The organism is Pantoea sp. Taur, assembly GCF_009830025.1.
In the GTDB taxonomy this organism is placed as follows: Bacteria; Pseudomonadota; Gammaproteobacteria; order Enterobacterales; family Enterobacteriaceae; genus Pantoea; species Pantoea communis.
This window is the reverse complement of record NZ_SZZZ01000016.1, coordinates 18,235-40,556: the sequence shown is the minus strand read 5'-3', so window position 1 is coordinate 40,556 and position 22,322 is coordinate 18,235. Positions and strand designations below refer to the sequence as shown.

21 protein-coding genes are annotated in these 22,322 nt (G+C 55.0%); 7 read left to right on the top strand and 14 right to left on the bottom strand.

Translation table 11 applies throughout. The features are described 5' to 3' along the window. Window positions 1-96 precede the first annotated feature (96 nt). Both FD744_RS19155 and FD744_RS19150 read left to right on the top strand, forming a co-directional pair. Window positions 97-1,086 carry a sulfate ABC transporter substrate-binding protein gene (locus FD744_RS19155; protein ID WP_160868993.1) on the top strand — a complete coding sequence of 330 codons (990 nt, stop codon included), beginning with the start codon at window positions 97-99 and terminating at the stop codon, window positions 1,084-1,086. A gap of 130 nt (window positions 1,087-1,216) precedes the next feature. After that, window positions 1,217-1,975 (top strand): CDP-diacylglycerol diphosphatase, encoded by a 759-nt coding sequence (locus FD744_RS19150; RefSeq protein WP_160868992.1) that lies wholly within the window; start codon window positions 1,217-1,219, stop codon window positions 1,973-1,975. Window positions 1,976-2,138: 163 nt separating this feature from the next. On the opposite strand, the gene tpiA is transcribed toward FD744_RS19150, so the two are convergent. From tpiA to fpr, 3 genes are all read right to left on the bottom strand, one after another. Continuing rightward, the gene (gene tpiA / locus FD744_RS19145; protein ID WP_038644077.1) at window positions 2,139-2,906 is read right to left on the bottom strand and encodes a triose-phosphate isomerase; all 768 of its coding nucleotides are present in this window, start codon (window positions 2,904-2,906) and stop codon (window positions 2,139-2,141) included. 120 nt (window positions 2,907-3,026) lie between these two features. Then, the gene (locus tag FD744_RS19140; protein ID WP_034823757.1) at window positions 3,027-3,617 is read right to left on the bottom strand and encodes a YiiQ family protein; all 591 of its coding nucleotides are present in this window, start codon (window positions 3,615-3,617) and stop codon (window positions 3,027-3,029) included. 106 nt (window positions 3,618-3,723) lie between these two features. Continuing rightward, on the bottom strand, window positions 3,724-4,470 hold the full coding sequence (gene fpr / locus FD744_RS19135) for a ferredoxin--NADP(+) reductase (protein WP_160868991.1): 747 nt from the start codon (window positions 4,468-4,470) through the stop codon (window positions 3,724-3,726). A gap of 290 nt (window positions 4,471-4,760) precedes the next feature. Here fpr and emrD point away from each other — a divergent pair, with 290 nt between their 5' ends. Further along, window positions 4,761-5,957, top strand: coding sequence for a multidrug efflux MFS transporter EmrD (emrD, locus tag FD744_RS19130; protein ID WP_058960114.1), 1,197 nt, complete (start codon window positions 4,761-4,763; stop codon window positions 5,955-5,957). Here the strand turns inward: emrD and glpX are convergent. From glpX to FD744_RS19115, 3 genes are all read right to left on the bottom strand, one after another. Then, the gene (gene glpX, locus FD744_RS19125) at window positions 5,947-6,957 is read right to left on the bottom strand and encodes a class II fructose-bisphosphatase (RefSeq protein ID WP_160868990.1); all 1,011 of its coding nucleotides are present in this window, start codon (window positions 6,955-6,957) and stop codon (window positions 5,947-5,949) included. The genes emrD and glpX overlap by 11 nt on opposite strands. Before the next feature lie 96 nt (window positions 6,958-7,053). Then, a complete protein-coding gene (gene glpK, locus FD744_RS19120) occupies window positions 7,054-8,565 on the bottom strand; it encodes a glycerol kinase GlpK (protein ID WP_058960112.1) in 1,512 nt (503 codons plus the stop codon). Window positions 8,566-8,594: 29 nt separating this feature from the next. Beyond that, window positions 8,595-9,443, bottom strand: coding sequence for an MIP/aquaporin family protein (locus tag FD744_RS19115; protein ID WP_034823747.1), 849 nt, complete (start codon window positions 9,441-9,443; stop codon window positions 8,595-8,597). A 421-nt stretch (window positions 9,444-9,864) separates the two neighbouring features. On the opposite strand from FD744_RS19115, the gene zapB reads away from it, so the two are divergent. Continuing rightward, window positions 9,865-10,104, top strand: a complete 240-nt coding sequence (gene zapB / locus FD744_RS19110; protein WP_034823745.1) for a cell division protein ZapB — start codon at window positions 9,865-9,867, stop codon at window positions 10,102-10,104. A gap of 53 nt (window positions 10,105-10,157) precedes the next feature. On the opposite strand, the gene rraA is transcribed toward zapB, so the two are convergent. From rraA to FD744_RS19075, 7 genes are all read right to left on the bottom strand, one after another. Further along, complete coding sequence (gene rraA, locus FD744_RS19105) at window positions 10,158-10,643, bottom strand: ribonuclease E activity regulator RraA (RefSeq protein WP_034823742.1); 486 nt, start codon at window positions 10,641-10,643, stop codon at window positions 10,158-10,160. A gap of 153 nt (window positions 10,644-10,796) precedes the next feature. Beyond that, window positions 10,797-12,134 (bottom strand): HslU--HslV peptidase ATPase subunit, encoded by a 1,338-nt coding sequence (hslU, locus tag FD744_RS19100; RefSeq protein ID WP_045815700.1) that lies wholly within the window; start codon window positions 12,132-12,134, stop codon window positions 10,797-10,799. Between the two features lie 5 nt (window positions 12,135-12,139). Beyond that, the gene (hslV, locus tag FD744_RS19095; RefSeq protein WP_071845580.1) at window positions 12,140-12,676 is read right to left on the bottom strand and encodes an ATP-dependent protease subunit HslV; all 537 of its coding nucleotides are present in this window, start codon (window positions 12,674-12,676) and stop codon (window positions 12,140-12,142) included. Between the two features lie 205 nt (window positions 12,677-12,881). Further along, a complete protein-coding gene (gene ftsN, locus FD744_RS19090; protein WP_160868989.1) occupies window positions 12,882-13,772 on the bottom strand; it encodes a cell division protein FtsN in 891 nt (296 codons plus the stop codon). A gap of 166 nt (window positions 13,773-13,938) precedes the next feature. Continuing rightward, on the bottom strand, window positions 13,939-14,982 hold the full coding sequence (gene cytR, locus FD744_RS19085; protein ID WP_034823733.1) for a DNA-binding transcriptional regulator CytR: 1,044 nt from the start codon (window positions 14,980-14,982) through the stop codon (window positions 13,939-13,941). 167 nt (window positions 14,983-15,149) lie between these two features. Then, on the bottom strand, window positions 15,150-17,348 hold the full coding sequence (gene priA, locus FD744_RS19080; protein WP_160868988.1) for a primosomal protein N': 2,199 nt from the start codon (window positions 17,346-17,348) through the stop codon (window positions 15,150-15,152). Between the two features lie 8 nt (window positions 17,349-17,356). Next, a complete protein-coding gene (locus tag FD744_RS19075; protein ID WP_160868987.1) occupies window positions 17,357-17,497 on the bottom strand; it encodes a hypothetical protein in 141 nt (46 codons plus the stop codon). Between the two features lie 230 nt (window positions 17,498-17,727). On the opposite strand from FD744_RS19075, the gene rpmE reads away from it, so the two are divergent. Next, entirely contained in the window at window positions 17,728-17,943 is a 216-nt protein-coding gene (gene rpmE, locus FD744_RS19070) for a 50S ribosomal protein L31 (protein WP_021506837.1), read from the top strand. Between the two features lie 76 nt (window positions 17,944-18,019). Here the strand turns inward: rpmE and metJ are convergent, their stop codons facing one another. Next, the gene (metJ, locus tag FD744_RS19065; RefSeq protein ID WP_034823729.1) at window positions 18,020-18,337 is read right to left on the bottom strand and encodes a met regulon transcriptional regulator MetJ; all 318 of its coding nucleotides are present in this window, start codon (window positions 18,335-18,337) and stop codon (window positions 18,020-18,022) included. A gap of 277 nt (window positions 18,338-18,614) precedes the next feature. Between metJ and metB the strand changes: the two genes are divergently transcribed. Together metB and FD744_RS19055 are read left to right on the top strand one after the other, a co-directional pair. Further along, entirely contained in the window at window positions 18,615-19,775 is a 1,161-nt protein-coding gene (gene metB / locus FD744_RS19060) for a cystathionine gamma-synthase (protein WP_160868986.1), read from the top strand. A 2-nt stretch (window positions 19,776-19,777) separates the two neighbouring features. Further along, window positions 19,778-22,210 (top strand): bifunctional aspartate kinase/homoserine dehydrogenase II, encoded by a 2,433-nt coding sequence (locus FD744_RS19055; RefSeq protein WP_160868985.1) that lies wholly within the window; start codon window positions 19,778-19,780, stop codon window positions 22,208-22,210. The last annotated feature ends 112 nt before the right edge of the window (window positions 22,211-22,322 follow it).

Below are 22,322 nucleotides of genomic sequence, written 5' to 3'. Positions count from 1 at the left end.
ATATTCCCTACAGTTATAACCACTTATTTTTAATTCTTTAATCATTGAATTGGTTTATGTCAGTCTTGTTCTATAACGACCTCGGGAGAGCAAGCAATGAACAAGTGGAGTATTGGTGTCACCCTGTTACTGGCTTCCACCAGTGTTTTGGCAAAGGATATCCAGCTGTTAAACGTTTCTTACGATCCAACGCGTGAGCTGTATGAGCAGTACAACAAAGCGTTTAGCGCACACTACAAGCAGGAAACGGGCGACAATGTGGTGATCCGTCAGTCTCATGGCGGTTCAGGGAAGCAGGCGACCTCTGTGATCAACGGCATTCGTGCTGATGTCGTGACCCTGGCGCTGCAGTCTGACGTGGATGCTATTGCTGACCGTGGTCGGATCGATAAAAACTGGATTAAGCGCCTGCCAGACAACTCCGCCCCTTATACTTCCACCATCGTGTTCCTGGTCCGTAAGGGCAACCCGAAGGGCATTCATGACTGGAACGATTTAATTAAACCCGGCGTATCGGTGATCACCCCGAACCCGAAAACCTCAGGTGGCGCGCGCTGGAACTATCTGGCCGCATGGGGCTGGGCGCTGGATCAAAACAACGGTGACCAGACCAAAGCACTGGCGTATGTGAAGGCGCTGTTCAAGAACGTAGAAGTGCAGGACTCCGGTGCACGTGGCGCCACCAACACCTTCGTAGAACGTGGCATAGGCGATGTGCTGATTGCCTGGGAAAACGAAGCGTATCTGGCGGTGAACAAGCTGGGTAAAGACAAGTTCGAAATCGTCACGCCAAGCGAATCGATTCTGGCAGAACCAACCGTTTCGGTGGTCGATAAGGTGGTGGATGAGCAGGGCACGCGTAAAGTAGCTGAAGATTACCTGAAGTATCTCTACTCACCAGAAGGCCAGACCATCGCAGCGGAAAACTTTTATCGTCCACGCGATCCTGAAGTCGAGAAAAAGTTTGCCAGCACCTTTGCGCCGGTGAAACTGTTCACTATCGACAGCAAGTTCGGTGGCTGGACGCAAGCGCAGAAAGCGCACTTCGCTGATGGTGGCAGTTACGATCAGGTCATGAAACCGTAATCGTCATCGCATCAAACTGAAACGGTCAGCCTGATGCTGGCCGTTTTGCATTGTAGAGCAGTAAAAGTCCGTGACTTTGTCCAGGCGGCAGGCGAGGATGCTGGCAGGTGATGAACAGAGGAATTCGGCCATGCAGGGAAGTCGTCGCACCCTGAAGTTGCTAACCGTTTTACTGCTGGTGCTGATTGTCGGACTGATCGTCAGCGCCTTCCATTTCCAGAAAAACTCCAATGCCCTCTGGCAGATCATCAGTGAAAAGTGCGTGCCCAATCTGGCGAAGAGTGGCAATCCCGCCCCTTGTCAGCAAGTGAATACGGCACAGGGTTATGTCACGCTGAAAGACCTCAACGGTCCACTACAGTATTTACTGATGCCGATCGAAAAAATCACTGGCATGGAAAGCCCGATCATTCTCGAACCCACTACGCCCAATCTGTTTGCCGCCGCCTGGCTGCAGCGCAGTCTGTTAGCCAAAAAACGCGGTGCACCGATTGACGATAGCGTGCTGTCACTGGCGATTAATGCGCAATATGGCCGTACGCAGAATCAACTGCACATCCACATCTCCTGTCTGCGTCCTGATGTGCGCCAGCGGCTTGATGCGTTAAGCCCTAAGCTCAATGAACAGTGGCAACCAGCCACGCTGCGCAAACATCGCTATTTGATTCGCACACTGTCGACGGCTGAACTGGCGCAACAAAGTGTCTTTATTCGTCTGGCGACTGAAGTGCCTAATGCGCGCAGCGAGATGGGAAAATATGGGATGGCACTGGCGGAATTACCGGATGGGCGCTTAGCGTTGCTGGCGTTGGAACGCAATTGGCTGATGCTAAACAGTGGTTCTGCGGAGGAGTTGCAGGACCACCAATGCCAGATTTTGAACCATTAACCATGGCTTCCAATATAAAGCTTCAATGAAACGTATAAGCACGCTGGGGGGGTCCAGAACTGTTCATCACATCTTCCACAGTGTATGAGTTACATGTCTCAGTACGCATCTCTGGCAACAAAAAAGGCGGCTCATCAGCCGCCTTGTTCCACACCGAAAAAACTTACGCGTTTTTCGCTGCTGCAGCTGCTTTCACGATCACTGCGAACGCATCGGCTTTCAGTGAAGCACCGCCAACCAGCGCGCCATCGATATCTGGCTGGGTGAACAGTTCTGCGGCATTTTTGTCGTTAACAGAACCGCCGTACTGAATGATAACCTGCTGAGCAATCGCCGCATCTTTCTTCGCGATATGGTCACGAATGAATTTGTGCACGGCCTGGGCCTGCGCAGGTGTAGCGGATTTGCCGGTACCGATCGCCCAGACTGGCTCATAAGCGATAACCACGCCTTCGAACGCAGCCGCACCCTGAGTTTCCAGCACGGCGTCGATCTGACGTGCGCACACTTCTTCAGTCTTGCCCGCTTCGTTCTCTGCTTCAGTTTCACCGATGCACAGGACTGGCACCAGGCCGGCTGCTTTCAAAACAGCAAATTTCTTGGCGATGAACTCGTCGCTTTCTTTGTGGTAAGTACGACGCTCAGAGTGGCCGATGATGATGTATTTCGCGCCGACATCTTTCAGCATTTCTGCGGAGGTTTCACCGGTGAATGCGCCAGACAGGTTAACGTCAACGTTCTGTGCACCCAGTGCAATGTGGCTGCCGGAGATGGCGTGTTTTGCCAGGTCAAGATAGAGAGTGGGTGGAGCAATTGCTACGCCACAACCTTCAACACCAGACAGCTCTTTGCGCAGACCTTCAATCAGCTCGCCTGCCATGTGCTTGCTGCCATTCAGTTTCCAGTTACCCATAACCAGTGGATGTCGCATTCTTTCCTCCGCATAACGCGATTCATGAAATAGCGCTGCCATCGGGCAGCGATGTCTGCCAGACAGTATAGAGATCAAACGTGTCGCTGGCTTTGCTTTTCGTCATTTTTGCCGCGGTGATCAAGGGGTCGCGAGTGCCAGTTTTATTGGCTCAACCGCGAAGGTTAATCCTTTGTCACCGTTATCCGCGACCACAAAACGCAATGCGCCTTCAGTACTGGCAAAATAGCGTGCGCCTTTGCCTGCGCTGAGCAGTGCATCAAGCTTTTTGCGTCCATCTGCAGGCGATAAACCTGGGACAAAAAATCGCAATAATGCTGTCATGTAATCCATCGCACGTGCCTGCGCGGCTTTCATATCCGGGCCGGGAACCGGTAGCCAGGTAATTTGCAGCGTTTTGATTTTTCCGGTGCCCTGCTCCAGCGCGGTAGAAGCATAGAGTGTTTCATTGATCTTGCTGGCGGCGCGCGTCAGGTTGCTTTTATCGTCTCGATTATCAATCGCACGATATTCCTGCAACGGCAGGTCCGGATTCGTTGCGTTGTACTTCTCGCGGAACTGCGCGATGGTCATATCGAAGGTGGGGGCACCTGCCAATAGATAAGGGGCGGCAGGCAGGTGATCGCTTCGATCCTGCGGTGTCGCATCCTCCGCCCAGGCGGGAAATGTCAGCGCGACGCTCAAGAGCAGCGCGACTGGCAGGTTCTTCATTGCTTCGGCCCTAAATCATTCACTTAGCCCACGATTAGAACGGTTTTTACCGACCAAAGTCAAAACCCGCACTGGGAAAAGTCTGACATTCTTCACACCGCATGGATTACCAGTAATGTTCGCTGGTCATATGGCCGGGTTTGCGTTTGAAATGTTTGCGCATCTCACGCGTATCTTTCAGCAATTGCTGGGTATCGCGCACCATTTGCGGGTTACCACACAGCATCACGTGGCTGGTGTCAGCGGTCATCGGCAAACCCACCGCACGTTCAAGTTCACCGCTCTCAATGAGCTGCGGAACACGACCGTGCAGCGAACCGGCGATCTCTTCGCGACTCACCACCGTCTGAATATGCAACTTGCCCTGATAACGCTGTTGCAGCTGCTGCATCAACGGCAGGAAGCTCAGGTCATCGGCGAAACGTGCCGCATGTACCAGCACAATGTTATCAAACCGTTCCAGGTCTTCGCCCTGTTGCAGAATCGATAAATAAGGACCTATCGCCGTGCCAGTGGCCAGCATCCATAGCGTACTGCAGTCGGGAATTTCATTGAGTACAAAGAATCCGGCGGCTTCTTTGGTCACCATTACCTGATCGCCAGGCTGCAATGCCTGCAAACGTGGACTGAGCTTACCCTCTGGCACGGTTACCAGATAGAACTCCAGTAAGGGATCGCGCGGTGCATTCACATATGAATAGGCGCGTTGCACGCGTTCACCATCAATTTCCAGCGCCAGCTTGGCAAACTGCCCGGCGGTAAAGGTATCAATCGGCGCGGTAACGCGCAGGCTGAACAGTGCATCGGTCCAGTTTTTCACTTCTTTCACTTCCGCATTGATCCACTCTGCCATGATCGCTCCTTATTATTGATTATTCAGGCGTGTCACTATCATCGTCAGCCCTCTCACAGATTTCCAGCCCAGCGGAGAGTAAAGGGCTCTCAGCGACAAATCATGCGCACTCCACATCAACTGTAGCGGTCGGGTTACGACCCGGTACGTAATCTTGACACTACTGCGCCAGTCGCTTTGCGCTCACCTCTCGATTTGTCACGCAATCCTGATATTTTTGCCGCCATTAATCGCCAGCAGCCTTTTTTAGTGCTGCTTTTATTTTGTTTCTCAGGCAGACATTTTGTTCCATGTTGAAGAATAAAACACAAAACCGCTTCCTGTTATTCATGCTGATCGTGCTGGTGGCGGTCGGACAGATGGCGCAAACCATCTATGTGCCGGCGATGGCGAACATGGCCGAAGCCCTGAACGTACGCAGTGGCAGCATGCAGCAGGTCATGGCCGCTTATTTGATGACCTATGGTGGATCACAACTGATCTATGGTCCGTTGTCAGATAGCTTTGGCCGTCGTCCGGTGATCCTTATCGGTATGACGATCTTTGCCGTGGGGGCATTGATCGCCATGTTTGCGCCATCACTGCAGATTTTGGTGCTGGGCAGCGCGGTGCAGGGTTTGGGTACTGGCGTCGCGGGGGTGATGGCGCGCACTATGCCGCGCGATCTCTATTCCGGTATCGCCCTGCGCCAGGCCAATAGTCTGCTGAATATGGGAATTCTGGTGAGCCCGCTGCTGGCACCGGTGATTGGCGCGCTACTGACGCACCTGTTTGGCTGGCACGCTTGTTTTGCCTTTCTGCTGTTGCTGTGCGTCGGCGTCACAGCTTCCATGGCGCGCTGGTTACCCGAAACGCGTCCCGTGGATACGCCTGCCACACCGTTTCTGCGCCGTTATGCCACCTTACTTAGCGACGGGAATTTTATCCGCTATCTGTTGCTGCTGGTGGGCGCCCTGGCAGGTATCGCAGTGTTTGAAGCCAGCTGTGGGGTGTTGATGGGGGGCGTGCTCGGTCTGGATGGCATCACCGTCAGCATTCTGTTTATCCTGCCAATCCCGGCCGCCTTTTTTGGTGCGTGGTTTGCCGGACGCGAGCAGAAGTCCTGGCATACGCTGATGTGGTACGGCGTGAACAGTTGCTTGCTGGCGGGTCTGCTGATGTGGATTCCGGCATGGTTCGGCATCATGAATATCTGGACACTGCTGGTGCCTGCCGCACTGTTCTTCTTTGGTGCCGGGATGCTGTTCCCATTGGCAACATCCGGTGCGATGGAGCCGTATGCATGGTTAGCAGGGAGTGCGGGCGCGCTGATTGGTGGCATACAGAATTTGGGCTCTGGCGTAATTGCCTGGCTGTCGGCGCTACTGCCGCAGCACGATCAGTCGAGCCTCGGGATGCTGATGTTTGTCACATCGCTGGTGATGCTGCTGTGCTGGTGGCCGCTCTCACGTCATCCGGAGAGCGGCAAACAAGCGATTACAGGATAAACTGATGCAGCGCCGCGTCTTTGCGATCCAGATAATGGATCGACTGGATGCGGCGGATGGTGCGTGATTTACCGCGCACCAGCAGGGTTTCGCTGGTAGCGATGTTGCCTTTGCGTGTAATGCCTTTCAGCAGGTCACCGGTGGTGATACCGGTGGCGGCGAAAATCACATTATCGTTACGCGCCATCTCTTCCAGCTTCAGCACTTCTCCGGCTTTAATGCCCATTTCAGCACAACGTTGCAGCTCCTGCTCGCCCAAACGACGGTTCTCTTCACTGTCGCCTTTGACGTCGTGGCGCGCCAATAGGCGAGCCTGCATGTCGCCATCCATTGCACGGATCACTGCAGCGGACACCACACCTTCTGGCGCACCGCCGATACCGTAAAGTACATCCACTTCGCTGTCAGGCATGCAGGTCAAAATCGAGGCCGCAACATCACCATCCGGGAAGGCAAACACACGCACGCCGAGCTGCTGGAGCTGAGCGATCACCGCGTCATGGCGCGGCTTAGCCAGAATCGACACGGTCAGCTGGCTGAGGGGTTTATCCAGAGCGATGGCGATGTTCTTCAGATTAGCTTCGAGCGGCAGGTTGAGATCGATAGCACCGCGCGCGCCGGGCCCGACAATCAGTTTTTCCATGTACATATCAGGTGCGTGCAGGAAGCTACCTTTATCGCCCACGGCTAATACTGCCAGTGCGTTGGCCTGACCCATCGCCGTCATGCGTGTGCCTTCGATAGGATCGACAGCGATATCCACCGCATCCCCACGGCCGGTACCGACTTTTTCACCGATATAGAGCATCGGCGCTTCGTCGATTTCGCCTTCGCCAATCACAATCTGACCGTCGATATCAATGGTATTGAGCATAATGCGCATAGCGTGGACGGCTGCACCGTCGGCCGCATTTTTATCGCCGCGTCCTAACCAGTGATAGCCCGCTAATGCAGCGGCTTCGGTCACACGGGAAAATTCAATCGCGAGTTCTCGTTTCATGGTTGCACCTGATAAAAAACAGGCAGGCAGTGTAACACGGAGGGGAAAGCAGGGCGGGGAGAAAAACCCGCGGCAGGGTGCCGCGGGTCAAAGGTATTACTCAGCGTCTTCCCACGCTTGCGCACGCGCCACGGCTTTCTTCCAGCCTGCATAGCGCACGTTGCGTTCGGTGGTTTCGATGCTTGGGCGGAACTCACGTTCAACGACCGCTTTCGCACGTACTTCCTCCAGATCGCTCCAGAAGCCCACCGCCAGGCCAGCAAGGTAAGCTGCACCCAGCGCGGTCACTTCACGTACTTCCGGACGCTCAACGCGCGTACCGAGAATGTCTGACTGGAACTGCATCAGGAAGTTGTTGGCGACCGCACCACCGTCCACGCGCAGAGATTGCAAACGGGTGCCCGCATCGTTCTGCATCGCTTCCAGCACGTCACGTGTCTGATAAGCAATCGATTCCAGCGTTGCACGGATGATGTGATTTGCGTTGGCACCACGGGTCAGACCGAAGATGGCGCCACGGGCATACGGATCCCAGTAAGGCGCACCCAGACCGGTAAACGCAGGCACCATGTAGACGCCGTTGGTGTCCTTCACTTTCAGCGCGAAGTATTCAGAGTCGGTTGAATCGCTGATCAGCTTCATCTCATCACGCAGCCACTGAATGGAGGCACCGCCGATGAACACCGCACCTTCCAGTGCGTAGTTCACTTCGCCACGCGGGCCGCAAGCAATGGTGGTCAGCAGACCGTGCGTTGAAGTCACGGCTTCGGTGCCGGTGTTCATCAACATGAAGCAGCCGGTACCGTAGGTGTTTTTCGCCATACCCGGTTGTACGCACAGCTGGCCGTACAGGGCTGCCTGTTGGTCACCTGCAATACCCGCGATTGGAATACGCGTACCGCCTTTACCCCCGATGTTGGTCTGGCCGTAGATTTCAGAAGAGCCTTTCACTTCCGGCAGCATTTCGCGCGGAATATCGAGGATCTCCAGCATACGCTCATCCCACTCCAGCTTGTGGATGTTGTACATCATGGTACGAGAGGCGTTGGTGTGGTCGGTGATGTGCACACGCCCCTGGGTCATTTTCCATACCAGCCAGGTATCAACGGTACCAAACAGCAGCTCGCCACGTTTTGCACGCTCGCGCGCACCTTCAACGTTGTCGAGGATCCACTTCACTTTGGTGCCTGAGAAGTAAGGGTTAATCACCAGACCGGTGGTATGCTGGATGTACTCTTCCAGACCCTCTTTCTTTAGCTTGTTACAATAGTCCGCTGTACGTGGATCCTGCCAGACGATGGCGTTATAGATCGGCTTACCGGTCTCTTTATCCCACACGATGGCAGTTTCACGTTGGTTGGTGATACCAATCGCGGCAATCTCATCAGAACGGATGTCGGCATGGGCCAGCACTTCGACCAGCGTTGAGCTTTGTGACGCCCAGATGTCCATTGGGTCGTGTTCTACCCAGCCTGCTTTCGGGTAAATCTGGGTGAATTCGCGCTGCGAGACGGCGACGATGTTCGCGTCATGATCGAGTACCACGGCACGCGAGCTGGTCGTGCCCTGATCGAGCGCGAGAATGTATTTTTTATCAGTCGTAGTCATTTTATTTTCCTGATGATTAACGATGAAACTTACGCTTTACGCTGCTCAGCGCGTGCGACCGGTTTTTCTGTTTTGCTGGCTTCCGCCACGTTGACCGGCAGGTTACGGCCAATCAGTGAACGGTAACCGAAGGCTCCGAGGCAAGCACCCACCAGTGGGCCAAAAATCGGAACCAGGAAGTAAGGAATATCTTTGCCGCCGGTGAAGGCCACATCACCCCAACCTGCGATGAAGGCGAACAGTTTAGGACCGAAGTCACGCGCCGGGTTAAGTGCGAAGCCGGTGAGCGGGCCCATTGAACCACCAATCACGGCAACCAGCAGACCAATTAACAGCGGAGCCAGTGGACCACGTGGTACGCCGTTGCCGTCATCAGTCAGCGCCATGATCACCGCCATCAGTACCGCCGTAATCACCATCTCAACCAGGAACGCCTGACCGACACTGATGTGCGGGTTAGGGTAGGTTGAGAAGATACCGGCCAGATCGAGGCTCTGCACGCTGCCTCGCACCATTTGATGGCTGGCTTCATAATCAAAGAACAAATTGTAGTAGAGGCCATAAACCAGCGCCGCCGCACAGAAGGCACCGGCAACCTGCGCCAGGATGTAAGGCAGCACTTTGCGGCCTTCAAAGTTAGCAAACAGGCACAGCGCGACCGTTACCGCTGGATTTAAATGCGCGCCGGATACGCCCGCACTGAGATACACGGCCATGGAGACAGCAAGACCCCAGATAATACAGATTTCCCACTGACCGAATGCGGCACCAGCCAGTTTTAATGCAGCAACACAGCCTGCACCAAAAAAGATGATCAAACCGGTACCGAGAAACTCGGCGATGCATTGACCTTTTAGTGTGTTCGTTGTCTGACTCATAATGGCATTCCTGAAGCGAGGTTAAATTTTATCAGTTTTTGTTCTCAATCCATGAGTCACCCAGCTCTTATGTAGGGCTGATGTGAATTTATCGTTAACGAGCATAAACGAGAAATAGCGAAATCGAAATATGTGTACTCCGTCATAAAAATGCGCGTTTTCGCGTCTTTTACCTTTCTTTAAGGGCCATTAACCCTGCTTTACTTAAGTCCAATATCGTGACCGCGCGCAAAAATGCGCGATCGTGAGCGTTTTTTTAAGCATTAACTGAAAAGTGTTACAGACTGCCCGTGCAGGCCTTGTGTCGCTGGACTTGCGGGGTGTGGCTACATACAATCGGGACATCGTGGCTGGACGCACCATAACAAGGCAGTCCCAGCACCATCAACGCCTTGCAAGAGATTTAGGAGAGGTCATAAAGATGTCATTTGAAGTGTTCGAGAAACTGGAAGCGAAAGTACAGCAGGCGATTGATACCATCACCCTGCTACAGATGGAAATCGAAGAGCTGAAAGATCAGAATAATACGCTGCGTAACGAAGCCAGCCAGGCTTCCGGCAACCAGGATGCACTGGTGCGTGAAAACCAGCATCTGAAAGAAGAACAGCACGTGTGGCAGGAGCGTCTGCGTGCACTGTTGGGAAAAATGGAAGAGGTTTAAGCGTCTATGCTTAAACCCATGACGGGTGCTGCGGCACCCGTTTTTGTTGAGGCTTACTCGATATCCAGGGCGTCTTCCGACAGAATGATGCCGGTGTTATCGGCATAAAGATGGTCTCCAGAGAAGAAGGTTACGCCGCCAAAGTTAACGCGCACGTCACTTTCGCCAATCCCTTCTCCCGCCGCACCGACCGGAATCGCGGCAATCGCCTGAATACCAATTTCCAGCTCTTCCAGATCGTCCACCTGACGCACTGAGCCGTAGATCACCAGGCCTTCCCACTCGTTTTGCGCTGCCAGACGCGCCAGTTGCGCATCAACCAGAGCACGACGTACCGAGCCGCCGCCATCAATCACTAACACGCGACCCCGGCCATTCTCTTCCAGCAGATCGTAAAGCAGGCCGTTGTCTTCGAAACATTTCACTGTGGTGATTTGCCCACCGAATGAGGTGCGTCCGCCAAAATTGGAAAAGAGCGGTTCAACCACGTTCACTTCTTCATGGTAGATGTCACAGAGTTCGGAAGTATCGTATTTCATGAGGGTATCGTCTGTTTGCCACAGGAGCGGTAAGTATATCGCTATCTGACGATTGTTGGCAAAATCATCACCCGCTAAAAAAAGCGCTGCATCAATATCCTGCGTAAAAAAATGCCCGGCACAGTGGCCGGGCAGCGGATAACGATGGAACCCTTACAGAATAAAGCGGCTGAGATCTTCGTCGGCCACCAGTTCGTCCAGGTGTTTGCCAACGTAATCAGCATCGATGGTGATGGATTCGCCGTTGCGATCGCTGGCGTCATAGGAAATGTCTTCCATCAGACGCTCCAGCACGGTGTGCAGACGACGCGCACCGATGTTTTCAGTCGTTTCATTCACCTGCCATGCGGCTTCGGCGATGCGACGTATGCCGTCTTCGGTGAAATCAACGTTCACGCCTTCAGTGCCCATCAGCGCTTTGTACTGTACGGTTACAGACGCGTTTGGCTCCGTCAGAATACGTTCGAAATCATTCACGGTCAGCGCCTGCAGCTCTACACGAATCGGCAAGCGACCCTGCAGTTCTGGAATCAGATCTGACGGGCTGGCGACCTGGAACGCGCCTGAAGCGATAAACAGAATGTGATCAGTTTTCACCATGCCGTGCTTAGTGGACACGGTGCAGCCTTCCACCAGTGGCAGCAGGTCGCGCTGTACACCTTCGCGTGATACATCCGGGCCGCCCGCATTCTGGCCGCCGCGCTTACAGATCTTATCGATTTCATCAATGAACACGATACCGTGCTGCTCAACGGCTTCGATGGCGTCTTGCTTCAGTTCTTCTGGATTCACCAGTTTTGCCGCTTCTTCTTCAATCAGCAGCTTCATGGCTTCTTTGATCTTCAGCTTGCGCGCTTTCTGCTTCTGGCCGCCGAGGTTCTGGAACATCGACTGCAGTTGGCTGGTCATCTCTTCCATGCCTGGAGGCGCCATGATTTCAACACCGGCTGCGGATGCGGCCAGATCGATCTCAATCTCTTTATCATCCAGCTGGCCTTCACGCAGTTTCTTGCGGAAAGACTGACGGGCCGCAGAAGGTTCGGCAGTGTGCTCAGCCTGGCCCCAGTTATTTTTCGCCGGCGGGATCAGCACATCAAGAATGCGCTCTTCCGCCATCTCTTCGGCGCGGTATTTGTTTTTCTCGATTGCCTGGCTGCGCACCATTTTGATGGCAGAGTCGGTCAGATCGCGAATAATCGAGTCGACTTCTTTACCCACGTAACCCACTTCGGTGAATTTCGTGGCTTCGACTTTGATGAAAGGCGCATTGGCGAGTTTTGCCAGACGACGCGCGATTTCGGTTTTACCGACACCGGTCGGGCCAATCATCAGAATATTTTTTGGCGTCACTTCATGACGCAGCTCTTCGTCGAGCTGCATGCGGCGCCAGCGGTTACGCAGTGCAATCGCCACGGCCTTCTTTGCGCCGTCCTGGCCGATGATAAAGCGGTTAAGCTCGCTGACAATCTCGCGGGGAGTCATCTCAGACATGATGTTTAGTCCTTAGCCTTAGACGGTAATTCTTCGAAGTTGATGTTGTGGTTGGTGTAAATGCAGATATCGCCAGCGATGTTCAGCGCCTTCTCAACGATATCGTGCGCACCAATGTCGGTGTTCTCCAGCAGGGCGCGTGCCGCTGCCTGGGCGTAAGGACCGCCAGAACCGATGGCAATCAGATCATTTTCTGGCTGGATCACGTCTCCGTTACCGCTGATGATCAGTGAGGAGTTCTCATCAGCTACCGCCAGCAGCGCTTCAAGACGGCGCAGCATGCGATCGGTACGCCAGTCTTTCGCCAACTCGACCGCGGCTTTCACCAGGTGGCCTTGATGCATTTCCAGCTTGCGCTCGAACAGTTCAAACAGGGTGAAGGCATCTGCGGTGCCGCCAGCAAAACCAGCGATCACTTTGTCATTGTAGAGACGACGCACTTTCTTCACGTTGCCTTTCATCACGGTATTGCCGAGCGTAGCCTGGCCATCACCGCCAATCACGACTCGGCCGTTGCGTCGTACACTTACTATTGTTGTCACGGGCAGACCCCTTGTTGCAGTGGATAAGTAACTTCGCGCACAGAGCGCGAAGTATCATGCAACCAGATATGGGGTAGGTTTGGAGGGTTTCAACCCCGAGATTTGTCTTACTTGAAATGGCCGGTACGTTGGCGAGGTGCGTTCACCCCTGTAACTTACTGATGCAAGCTCAGGGGATTCACGCACTTGCCGCGAGGCGAATGACTTAAGGTAAAGCGAGAGGAATGCAGCTTCCGTGTCCGGAGCTGTGTAAGCGTTTGACCGTGCTGTCAGCGCTGCTGCGATCTTTAAATGGCCCGATAACCACGCGATTCCAGCCCCCGCCGATAGTGATACGGCTCTCGAAACCTTCAAAAGCCAGACCTGCGCGCACAGACTCCGCCTGGTCAGTGCCTTTGAACGAGCCACACTGCACCATCCAGCGCTGCGAAGCGGCTTTCTCTTCCGGTTTCGCTTTTGCCGTTTCCTGCGGTTTCGGCTGTTGCACTGGTTCACGCGTTATCGGCGCTGGCTGTTGTTGTTGACGCGTCGCCTGCTGTTGCTGCAACTGCTGTTGACGTTGTTGCTGCTGTAACTGTTGCTGCTGGCGCTGCATCTGTTGCTGTTGTTGCTGAACCTGCTGCTGGCGTTGCAGAGTTTGCTGACGCTGTGCCGGAGTTTGTTCGTTCCACGGCACTTCGTTGAGCTGCGTCGGTTGCTGGCGCATATCAGCCTGCATCTGTTCCAGCAATTGGCGCTGCTCATCCGTCAGCTGTGTTTGTGATTGCACACCACCACCAGCAGACGGTTCAGTCGGCGTCGGCACGGTGATTTGGCGATTTTCCAGCTCTTTGATGTATTTCCAGCGCTCTTCCGGCTTAGGCGGAAGGCCGTTGCCGTTGGCTTTATGATTCGGAATGACCTCAGTCTCTTCTTTTTTATGATGAGAGATGAACCATAAACCACCGGCAAAGGTGACCAGCACGGCCACGGCCAGTACGATCATCAACTTTGACGTGCCGGAGCCGCCTTTGCTTTTCTTACTGCGGCCTGCAGCGGGTTTTTTGCGACGCGTCCCTGTTGAACGCCCGCGGCCTACATAATCTCTCTGTGCCACTTTCGTTCTGATACCCTTCAAAAAAATGCCAATGGGCGAAACCCTAAATTAAGACGGGTGTAAAAGTTCTGTTAATTGCCCGGCAACGAATGCGTCATGTTACTCAAGGGCTGGAACTTTGACCAGCAGAGTCTGCCTTCAGAATCCGCTGAAAATGCAGTGAAGCCTAGACCATTTTTCCCGTTTTTGTGGCGGGTGCGGTGCTTCCGCGCACGCGTAACTCCGCGTCGAGTAAACGTGAGCCGTTGTTGACGCGTTTGCCCTGCAGTTCATCCAGCAACAGCAGCATCGCCTCACGACCAATGGCAAATCGCGGCTGTGCCACGGTGGTGAGTGGGGGATCGTAATACTGCGCCAGTTCGATATCGTCAAATCCCACCACGGAAAGATCCTGCGGAATGCGCATGCCCAGCTTTCGTGCCTGATTCATTGCACCTAATGCCATCAAGTCGCTGTGGCAGAAAATGGCTTTCGGCGGCTGCGGTAAGCTCATCAACTGTTTCAGCGCACTGGCACCAGCTTCGAAGGTGAAATCACCGTGCACAATCATTGTGGGATCAATGGCGATACTGCTGCGGCGCAGAGCCTGAATGTAGCCTTGTAAACGATACTGGCTGAGCGGGATATGTTCCGGCCCGGTAATGCAAGCAATCTGGCGATGACCGAGTTGCAGCAGATGATTGACGGCTTCAAATGCCGCCGTCAGGTTATCAATGTGCACGGTAGGCAGAGCCATTTCCGGGGCGAATTCGTTGCCCATCACCATCGGCGGCAGGTTACGCTGATCTTCAATTCCTGCATCGAACGGCAGTTGTGAGCCCAGCAGCACCATGCCGTCGATTTGGCGCGTCAACATCAGGTTGAGGAAGGTTTTTTCCTGCTGATCCTGATGTGCGCAGTCGCCAATCAACACCAGATAGCCTTCCTGCGCCGCGGTGACTTCGACGCCACGGATGATTTCGCTAAAGAAGGGATCGCAGATGTCCGGCACTATTACCAATATGGTTTGCGTTTCGCCACGTTTGGCATTGCGTGCCAGTCCGTGTGGCGCATAGCCGACATCAATCACCGCTTGTTCTACTTTCTGCCGGGTGGCAGCCGAGACTTTTTCCGGGTTCATCAGCGCGCGAGAAACCGTGGCGGTAGAGACGCCGGCTTTCTCGGCCACATCTTTCATGGTGGCAGCAGATGAAGGTTGCTTCTGGTCCAACGTATAACTCCTGACGCGGTACAGCGCATTGATTTTCAGACATTGCCGGGCTTCAGCCGGGATGGGCACTATTGATAACCCAACGTCGGGTGAGGTTGTTACTTAATTTGCATAAAAATTGTGACTTGTGCGACTTTTTTCGATCTGGCTCGCAGATGTGATGCGGCCTAACTCTCGGTGGGGTCGATATCCAGTGTCCATTTGGTTTTGCGCGCGGCGGGCAGGGTGGAAATTAGCGGCAGCGAACTGCTCAGCAGCTGTTGCAGGCGTTTACGCGAAGGATGCTGTAGCAACAGTTGCCAGCGCCAGCGCCCACTACGTTTCGGTGCCAGTGCCGGAACCGGCCCCATTAACCACATGGCCTCATCTTTCAGCGGGCTGGCTTCGAGTAAATTGCGCAGTTGCGTGAGGAATTCAGCGGCCTGCGCATTGTCCATGTCTTCCGCGCGGAACAGCGCGTGGCTGGTCCACGGCGGCAGCTGCACCGATTGGCGCTCCAGCAAGGTTTCCTCGGCAAAGGCGAAATAGCCACGATGCAGCAACGTTTGCAACAGCGGATGCTCGGGATGGTGCGTCTGCAGCAGTACTTCACCCTGTTTACCGGCGCGCCCGGCGCGCCCGGCCACCTGGGTATAGAGTTGAGCAAAGCGTTCGGCGGCGCGGAAATCGGCGGAGAATAAGGCGCCATCGACATCCAGCAGGGAAACCAGCGTCACGTCGGGGAAATGGTGCCCTTTTGCCAGCATCTGTGTGCCAACCAGAATGCGGGCACCGCCGCGATGCACATCCGCCAGATGCTGCTCCAGTGCACCTTTGCGGCTGGTGGTATCGCGATCAATGCGCGACACCGGTACGCCGGGAAAGAGTGTGCTGAGCTGCTGCTCAAGCTGCTCTGTACCGACGCCGACCGGCATCAGGTGTGTGGAACCGCAACCCGGACATTGATTGGGCAGCGGGCGCTGGCTGTCGCAGTGGTGGCAGCGCAGCTGACGATGATGCTGATGCAGCGTGTAATAGCTGTCGCAGCGTTGACACTCCGCCAGCCACCCGCAGTCGTGGCACATCAATGCAGGCGAGAATCCGCGGCGGTTGAGGAACAGCAATACCTGATTATCGGCTTGCAGATGCTGGCGCATTTTGCCCAGCAATGCGGGCGCGAGCCCACCCTTAAGCTGCTGGCCTTTAAGGTCGATTAGCTGTTGCAGTGCCGGTTTGGCGTTGCCCGCGCGTTTGGTAAGATTGAGCTGTCGATACTTGCCGACGCGCACATTGTGCAGCGTTTCCAGCGCCGGTGTGGCAGAACCCATCACAATCGGGATATCTTCTTCGTGAGCGCGAAACACCGCCAGATCGCGCGCCTGATAGCGCCAGCCTTCCTGCTGCTTGTACGAACTGTCGTGTTCTTCATCAATAATGATTACCCCCGGACGCGCCAGCGGTGTGAACAGCGCTGAACGCGTACCGATGATAATCGCGGTTTCGCCACTGCGCGCACGCAGCCATACCGCAAGACGCTCACTGTCATTGAGTGCCGAGTGCAGCACATCGATCGGCGCATCGAAGCGTTCACGGAAGCGTGCAATAGTTTGCGGTGTCAGGCCGATTTCCGGCACCAGTACCAGCGCCTGTTTGCCGCGCGCCAGCACATTCTCTAGCACGCTGAGATAGACTTCGGTTTTGCCCGAACCGGTAATGCCTGCCAGCAACCACGCTGCATAATGATCATCTTCGCTGCGCATCGCGCCGACGGCCATCGCCTGATCGGTATTGAGACGCAGGCGATCGCCCTTCACCGCAAAGGTGGTGCGCCAGTCGTGCATCTGCGGTGCGTGTTCACGCAGATCGCACAGACCTTTGGCACGCAATGATTGCAGCGCGGCGTCAGTCAGATCCTGTTCACTGACCTGATGGCGATAGAGAGGTTGCTGGCGCAGTGCCGCTAAAGCTTGCTGCTGCTTGGGTGCACGCTTCAGGCTTTCCATGGCCACTTCGCGCCCGGCGTCGTTGACCACCCACTGCCACAACGGCGTTTCCTGCGCCGGTTTGCCCTGACGCAGCAGCACAGGTAGAGCATGGTTGAGCACCTCGCCGAGCGGCGAATGGTAATAGCTGGCGGCCCAGTTAAGGATGCGCCACAGCGCTGGAGAGAACAGGCTTTGATCGTCCAGCACGCTCTCCAGCGGTTTGAGCTGAGCCAGAGGCAGGTCGCTGGTTTCCTTTACAGCCACCACGATGCCGATCATTTTACGATTGCCAAACGGCACGCTGACGCGCGCGCCCACCACCGGCTGCGCCGCATCGGCGGGCAGAAGGTAGTCAAACAGGCGAGGCAGCGGAACGGGCAGGGCAACCTGAACAACGGGCATGTCGATCTCTATCCGGTACTGTAATAAGGAGAAGTAGTGTACACGCTGATGCAACCCTCGTCATACTTCACGCCACCGCCACCGCCACCGCCACCGCCACCGCCACCGCCACCGCCACCGCCACAGCCACAGCCACAGCGCATAGACACATTGGCTGCGCACGCTCTTTCCATCAGATGGACTGGGATGAGGAGGTTCACTGCCTCCCAGAGGCTCAGAGAATAAACAGCTGATATTTGCCTGGTGCGGTCAATTTCTGTATACTATGCCGCCTTTGATGAGATGACTTGTCAAAGATACACTTAATTATTAACCGCGTGTGGTGCTGTGCAGGTTCGCCTGGCACGGAGAGCGACACGGCCTTTTATGAGGTTCTCCCATGAAACAAGGTATTCACCCGAAATACGAAGCTGTGACCATCACCTGCTCTTGCGGCAACGTGATCAACACCCGTTCAACCATGACTGGTACCCTGAACCTGGACGTGTGCGGCAAATGCCACCCGTTCTACACTGGTAAGCAGCGTGTTGTTGATTCTGGTGGTCGTGTTGATCGCTTCAACAAGCGTTTCAGCATCCCAGGCAGCAAGAAATAAGATTATTTGCCATCGAATCTTCGGATTCGGCAGCAAGAAAAAACCCAGCCTTGGCTGGGTTTTTTTGTTTCTGGACTCAGTATTCCCAGGTGTCGGGATCGATGCCCATCTCACGCATAATCTGCTTAGCTTCTTCCGGAATCTCATCGCTACGTTCTTTGCGCAAATCGACATCATTTGGCAGCGGCTGCCCGGTGAAAGCATGCAAAAAGGCTTCGCACAGCAATTCGCTATTTGTGGCATGACGCAGGTTATTCACCTGACGGCGCGTGCGTTCATCCGTTAAAATTTTCAGCACTTTCAGCGGGATAGAAACTGTAATCTTCTTAACCTGCTCGCTCTTCTTGCCGTGTTCAGCGTAAGGGCTGATATATTCGCCGTTCCATTCAGCCATGGGTTACCTTAATCAATAAAAGTTGAATATGGGGAAATCCGTTGATTATGCCCGATTTTTCGATGCCTGACCGCTTAAACTGCCGGTTTTATGCTTACGCATCGCTTTTCACAGGAAAGCGCGCTGAACACCAGGCGATGACGCGTAATTTTAGCGGGTATTGATGATTTGCTCAATCTATACGCAAAGACATTTAGATGTCCAGATGTATTGACGTCTATGCGCTGAATGTTATCCTGTTGCCACTTCTTATTACACTTCAGGAACAGTAAGCACCATGACGCGTAAACAGGCAACCATCGCAGTACGCAGCGGTTTGAATGATGACGAGCAATATGGCTGCGTTGTCCCACCGATTCACCTCTCCAGCACCTACAACTTCCTCGACTTTAATGAACCGCGTGCACATGACTACTCACGTCGCGGTAACCCCACGCGTGATGTGGTACAACGCGCGCTGGCAGAACTGGAAGGCGGTGCGGGCGCGGTATTAACCAATACCGGGATGTCAGCGATTCATCTGGTGACCACCGTGTTCCTGAAGCCGGGCGATCTGCTGGTTGCCCCACATGACTGCTACGGCGGCAGCTATCGCCTGTTCGACAGCCTGAGCAAACGCGGTGCTTATCGCGTGAAATTTGTCGATCAGGGTGACAAAGCCGCGCTGGCAGCCGCGCTGGCCGAGAAACCCAAACTCGTGTTGGTGGAGAGCCCAAGCAATCCGCTGCTGCGCGTGGTAGATATCGCCGGCATTTGTCAGGCGGTGCGTGCAGCGGGTGCGATCAGTGTAGTGGACAACACCTTCCTGAGTCCGGCATTGCAAAATCCGCTGGCGCTGGGAGCCGATCTGGTTATCCACTCTTGCACCAAATACCTGAATGGTCACTCGGATGTGGTGGCCGGAGCGGTGATTTCTAAAGATCCGGCGATGGCCACAGATCTTGCCTGGTGGGCGAATAATATTGGTGTAACCGGCGCAGCGTTTGATAGCTACCTGCTGTTGCGCGGTCTGCGCACGCTGGCGCCGCGTATGGCGGCAGCGCAGCGAAATGCGCTGGCGATTGTTGATTACCTGAAGCAACAACCGCTGGTGAAAAAACTGTATCATCCGTCTCTGCCGGAAAATGCCGGACATGAGTACGCGGTGCGTCAACAACGTGGCTTTGGTGCGATGCTCAGCTTTGAACTTGACGCTGATGAAGCGCGTCTGCGCCGCTTCCTGAAAGCGCTGCAGTTGTTCACGCTGGCGGAATCCCTGGGTGGCGTGGAGAGCCTGATTTCGCATACTGCGACTATGACGCATGCCGGCATGTCTGCGGAAGCGCGCGCGGCAGCGGGTATTTCAGAAACGCTACTGCGTATTTCTGTCGGAATTGAAGATCACGAAGATTTAATCGCCGATCTGGATAATGCATTCCGGATCGCAGCCGAGGAGTAAGCATGACAAGTTCAGCAGGCGCGGGAACGCCGAACAAGCAGTTGCATAAATTTGGTGGCAGTAGCCTGGCGGATGCACGTTGTTATCAACGTGTCGCCAGCATCATGGCGGATTACAGCCAGCCGGGCGATTTAATGGTGGTCTCTGCCGCAGGCAGCACCACCAACCAGCTGATTAGCTGGCTTAAACTGAGCCAGAGCGATCGCTTATCTGCCCATCAGGTGCAACAAGCTTTACGCCGTTTTCACAGCGAACTGATCGCTGCGCTGTTGCCTGTTGAATTTGCTGAAACGCTGACCGCTGCCTTTATTCGCGATTTAGAACGTCTGGCGGCACTGCTTGACGGCGCTATCACCGATGCGGTGTATGCCGAAGTGGTGGGGCACGGTGAAATCTGGTCGGCACGCTTGATGGCGGCAGTGCTGAGCCAGCGTGATATCGAGTCTGCATGGCTGGACGCGCGTGACTTTCTGCGTGCCGAACGTGCTGCGCAGCCACAGGTCGATGAAGGCAAGTCCTGGCCATTGCTACAGGCGCTGCTGGCTCAGCATCCTCATAAGCGCTTGGTAGTAACCGGCTTTATCAGCCGCAGCGACGCCGGCGAAACGGTGTTACTGGGTCGCAATGGTTCGGACTACTCAGCCACGCAGATCGGAGCCCTGGCAGGCGTAAACCGTGTCACCATCTGGAGCGATGTGGCCGGTGTCTATAGCGCCGATCCGCGTAAAGTGTCCGACGCCTGCTTGCTGCCTTTACTGCGCTTAGATGAGGCCAGCGAGCTGGCGCGTCTGGCCGCACCGGTATTGCATACACGTACGCTGCAGCCCGTGTCGAATAGCGATATCGATCTGCAGTTGCGTTGCAGCTATCAACCTGAGCAGGGCTCAACGCGCATTGAGCGCGTACTGGCTTCCGGTACCGGCGCGCGTATTGTCACCAGCCACGACGATGTGTGCCTGGTAGAGATTCACATCCCAGAAAACCACGATTTCAAAACGCAGCAGAAAGAGATCGATCTGCTGCTGAAGCGTGCGCAACTGCGTCCGCTGGCGATGGGTGTCCATCCCGATCGCCGTTTGCTGCAACTCTGCTACACCTCCGAAGTGGTGAACAGCGCATTCAATTTGTTGCAGGACGCTGCGCTGCCGGGTCATCTGCAACTGCGCGATGGCTTAGCGTTGGTGGCGTTGGTCGGCGCAGGCGTGACGCGCAACCCGCTCCATAGCCATCGTTTCTGGCAACAGATCAAAGACCAGCCGGTTGAGTTTGTCTGGCAGTCAGAAGATCACATCAGTATTGTTGCCGTACTGCGCGTAGGACCGACGCAGCACCTGATTCAGGGGCTGCACCAGTCATTGTTCCGCGCGGAAAAGCGCATCGGTCTGATGCTGTTTGGTAAAGGCAATATCGGCTCACGCTGGCTGGAGTTGTTTGCCCGCGAGCAGGAAGGCTTATCGGCGCGTACCGGCTTTGAGTATGTGCTGGCAGGCGTGGCGGATAGCAGTCGTAGTTTGCTGAGCTACGAAGGTCTGGAAGCCAGCCGTGCGCTCGCCTTTTTTGAAGACGAAGCCGAAGAACGCGATGAAGAGTCGCTGTTCCTGTGGATGCGCGCCCATCCGTTCGATGATTTAGTGGTGCTGGACGTCACCGCCAGCGCACCGCTGGCACAGCAATATCTTGATTTTGCCAGCCACGGTTTCCATGTCATTAGCGCGAACAAAGTCGCAGGCGCATCCAGCAGCCAGAGTTGGCGGCAGATTCGTGATGCGTTCGCCAAAACCGGTCGTCACTGGCTATATAACGCCACGGTAGGCGCAGGATTACCGGTGAACCATACGGTGCGCGATCTGCGCGAAAGCGGCGACAGCATTCTGGCCATTAGTGGTATTTTCTCCGGAACGCTGTCCTGGCTGTTCCTGCAATTTGATGGCACCGTGCCGTTCAGTGAGCTGGTGGATCAGGCCTGGCAGCAAGGTCTCACCGAACCCGATCCGCGCGTAGATCTGTCGGGGCAGGATGTGATGCGCAAGCTGGTCATCCTGGCGCGTGAAGCCGGTTATGACATCGAGCCGGATCAGGTGCGTGTTGAATCGCTGGTGCCGTCGGATTGCGAAGAAGAATCGATTGACCACTTCTTCGAGAATGCCGACGAGTTGAATGACCAAATGCTGCAACGCTTTGAAGCGGCGCAGGAGATGGGCCTGGTGCTGCGCTATGTGGCACGTTTCGATGCCAACGGAAAGGCCCGTGTGGGGGTGGAAGCGGTGCGTCCGGAACACCCGCTGGCTTCACTGCTGCCGTGCGATAACGTGTTTGCTATCGAAAGCCGCTGGTATCGTGATAATCCGCTGGTGATCCGCGGGCCGGGCGCCGGTCGTGATGTGACAGCCGGTGCGTTACAATCGGATATCAATCGCCTCGCACAACTGCTGTAGTCTGCCTTGCAACGCAGATGGTGCCCGCCGTCTGCGCTTTTCACCCTCTGCGCGAACATGAAACTCTTTCAACTTGATTGAATATTTGTCACGCCTGTACATTAATTTTAAG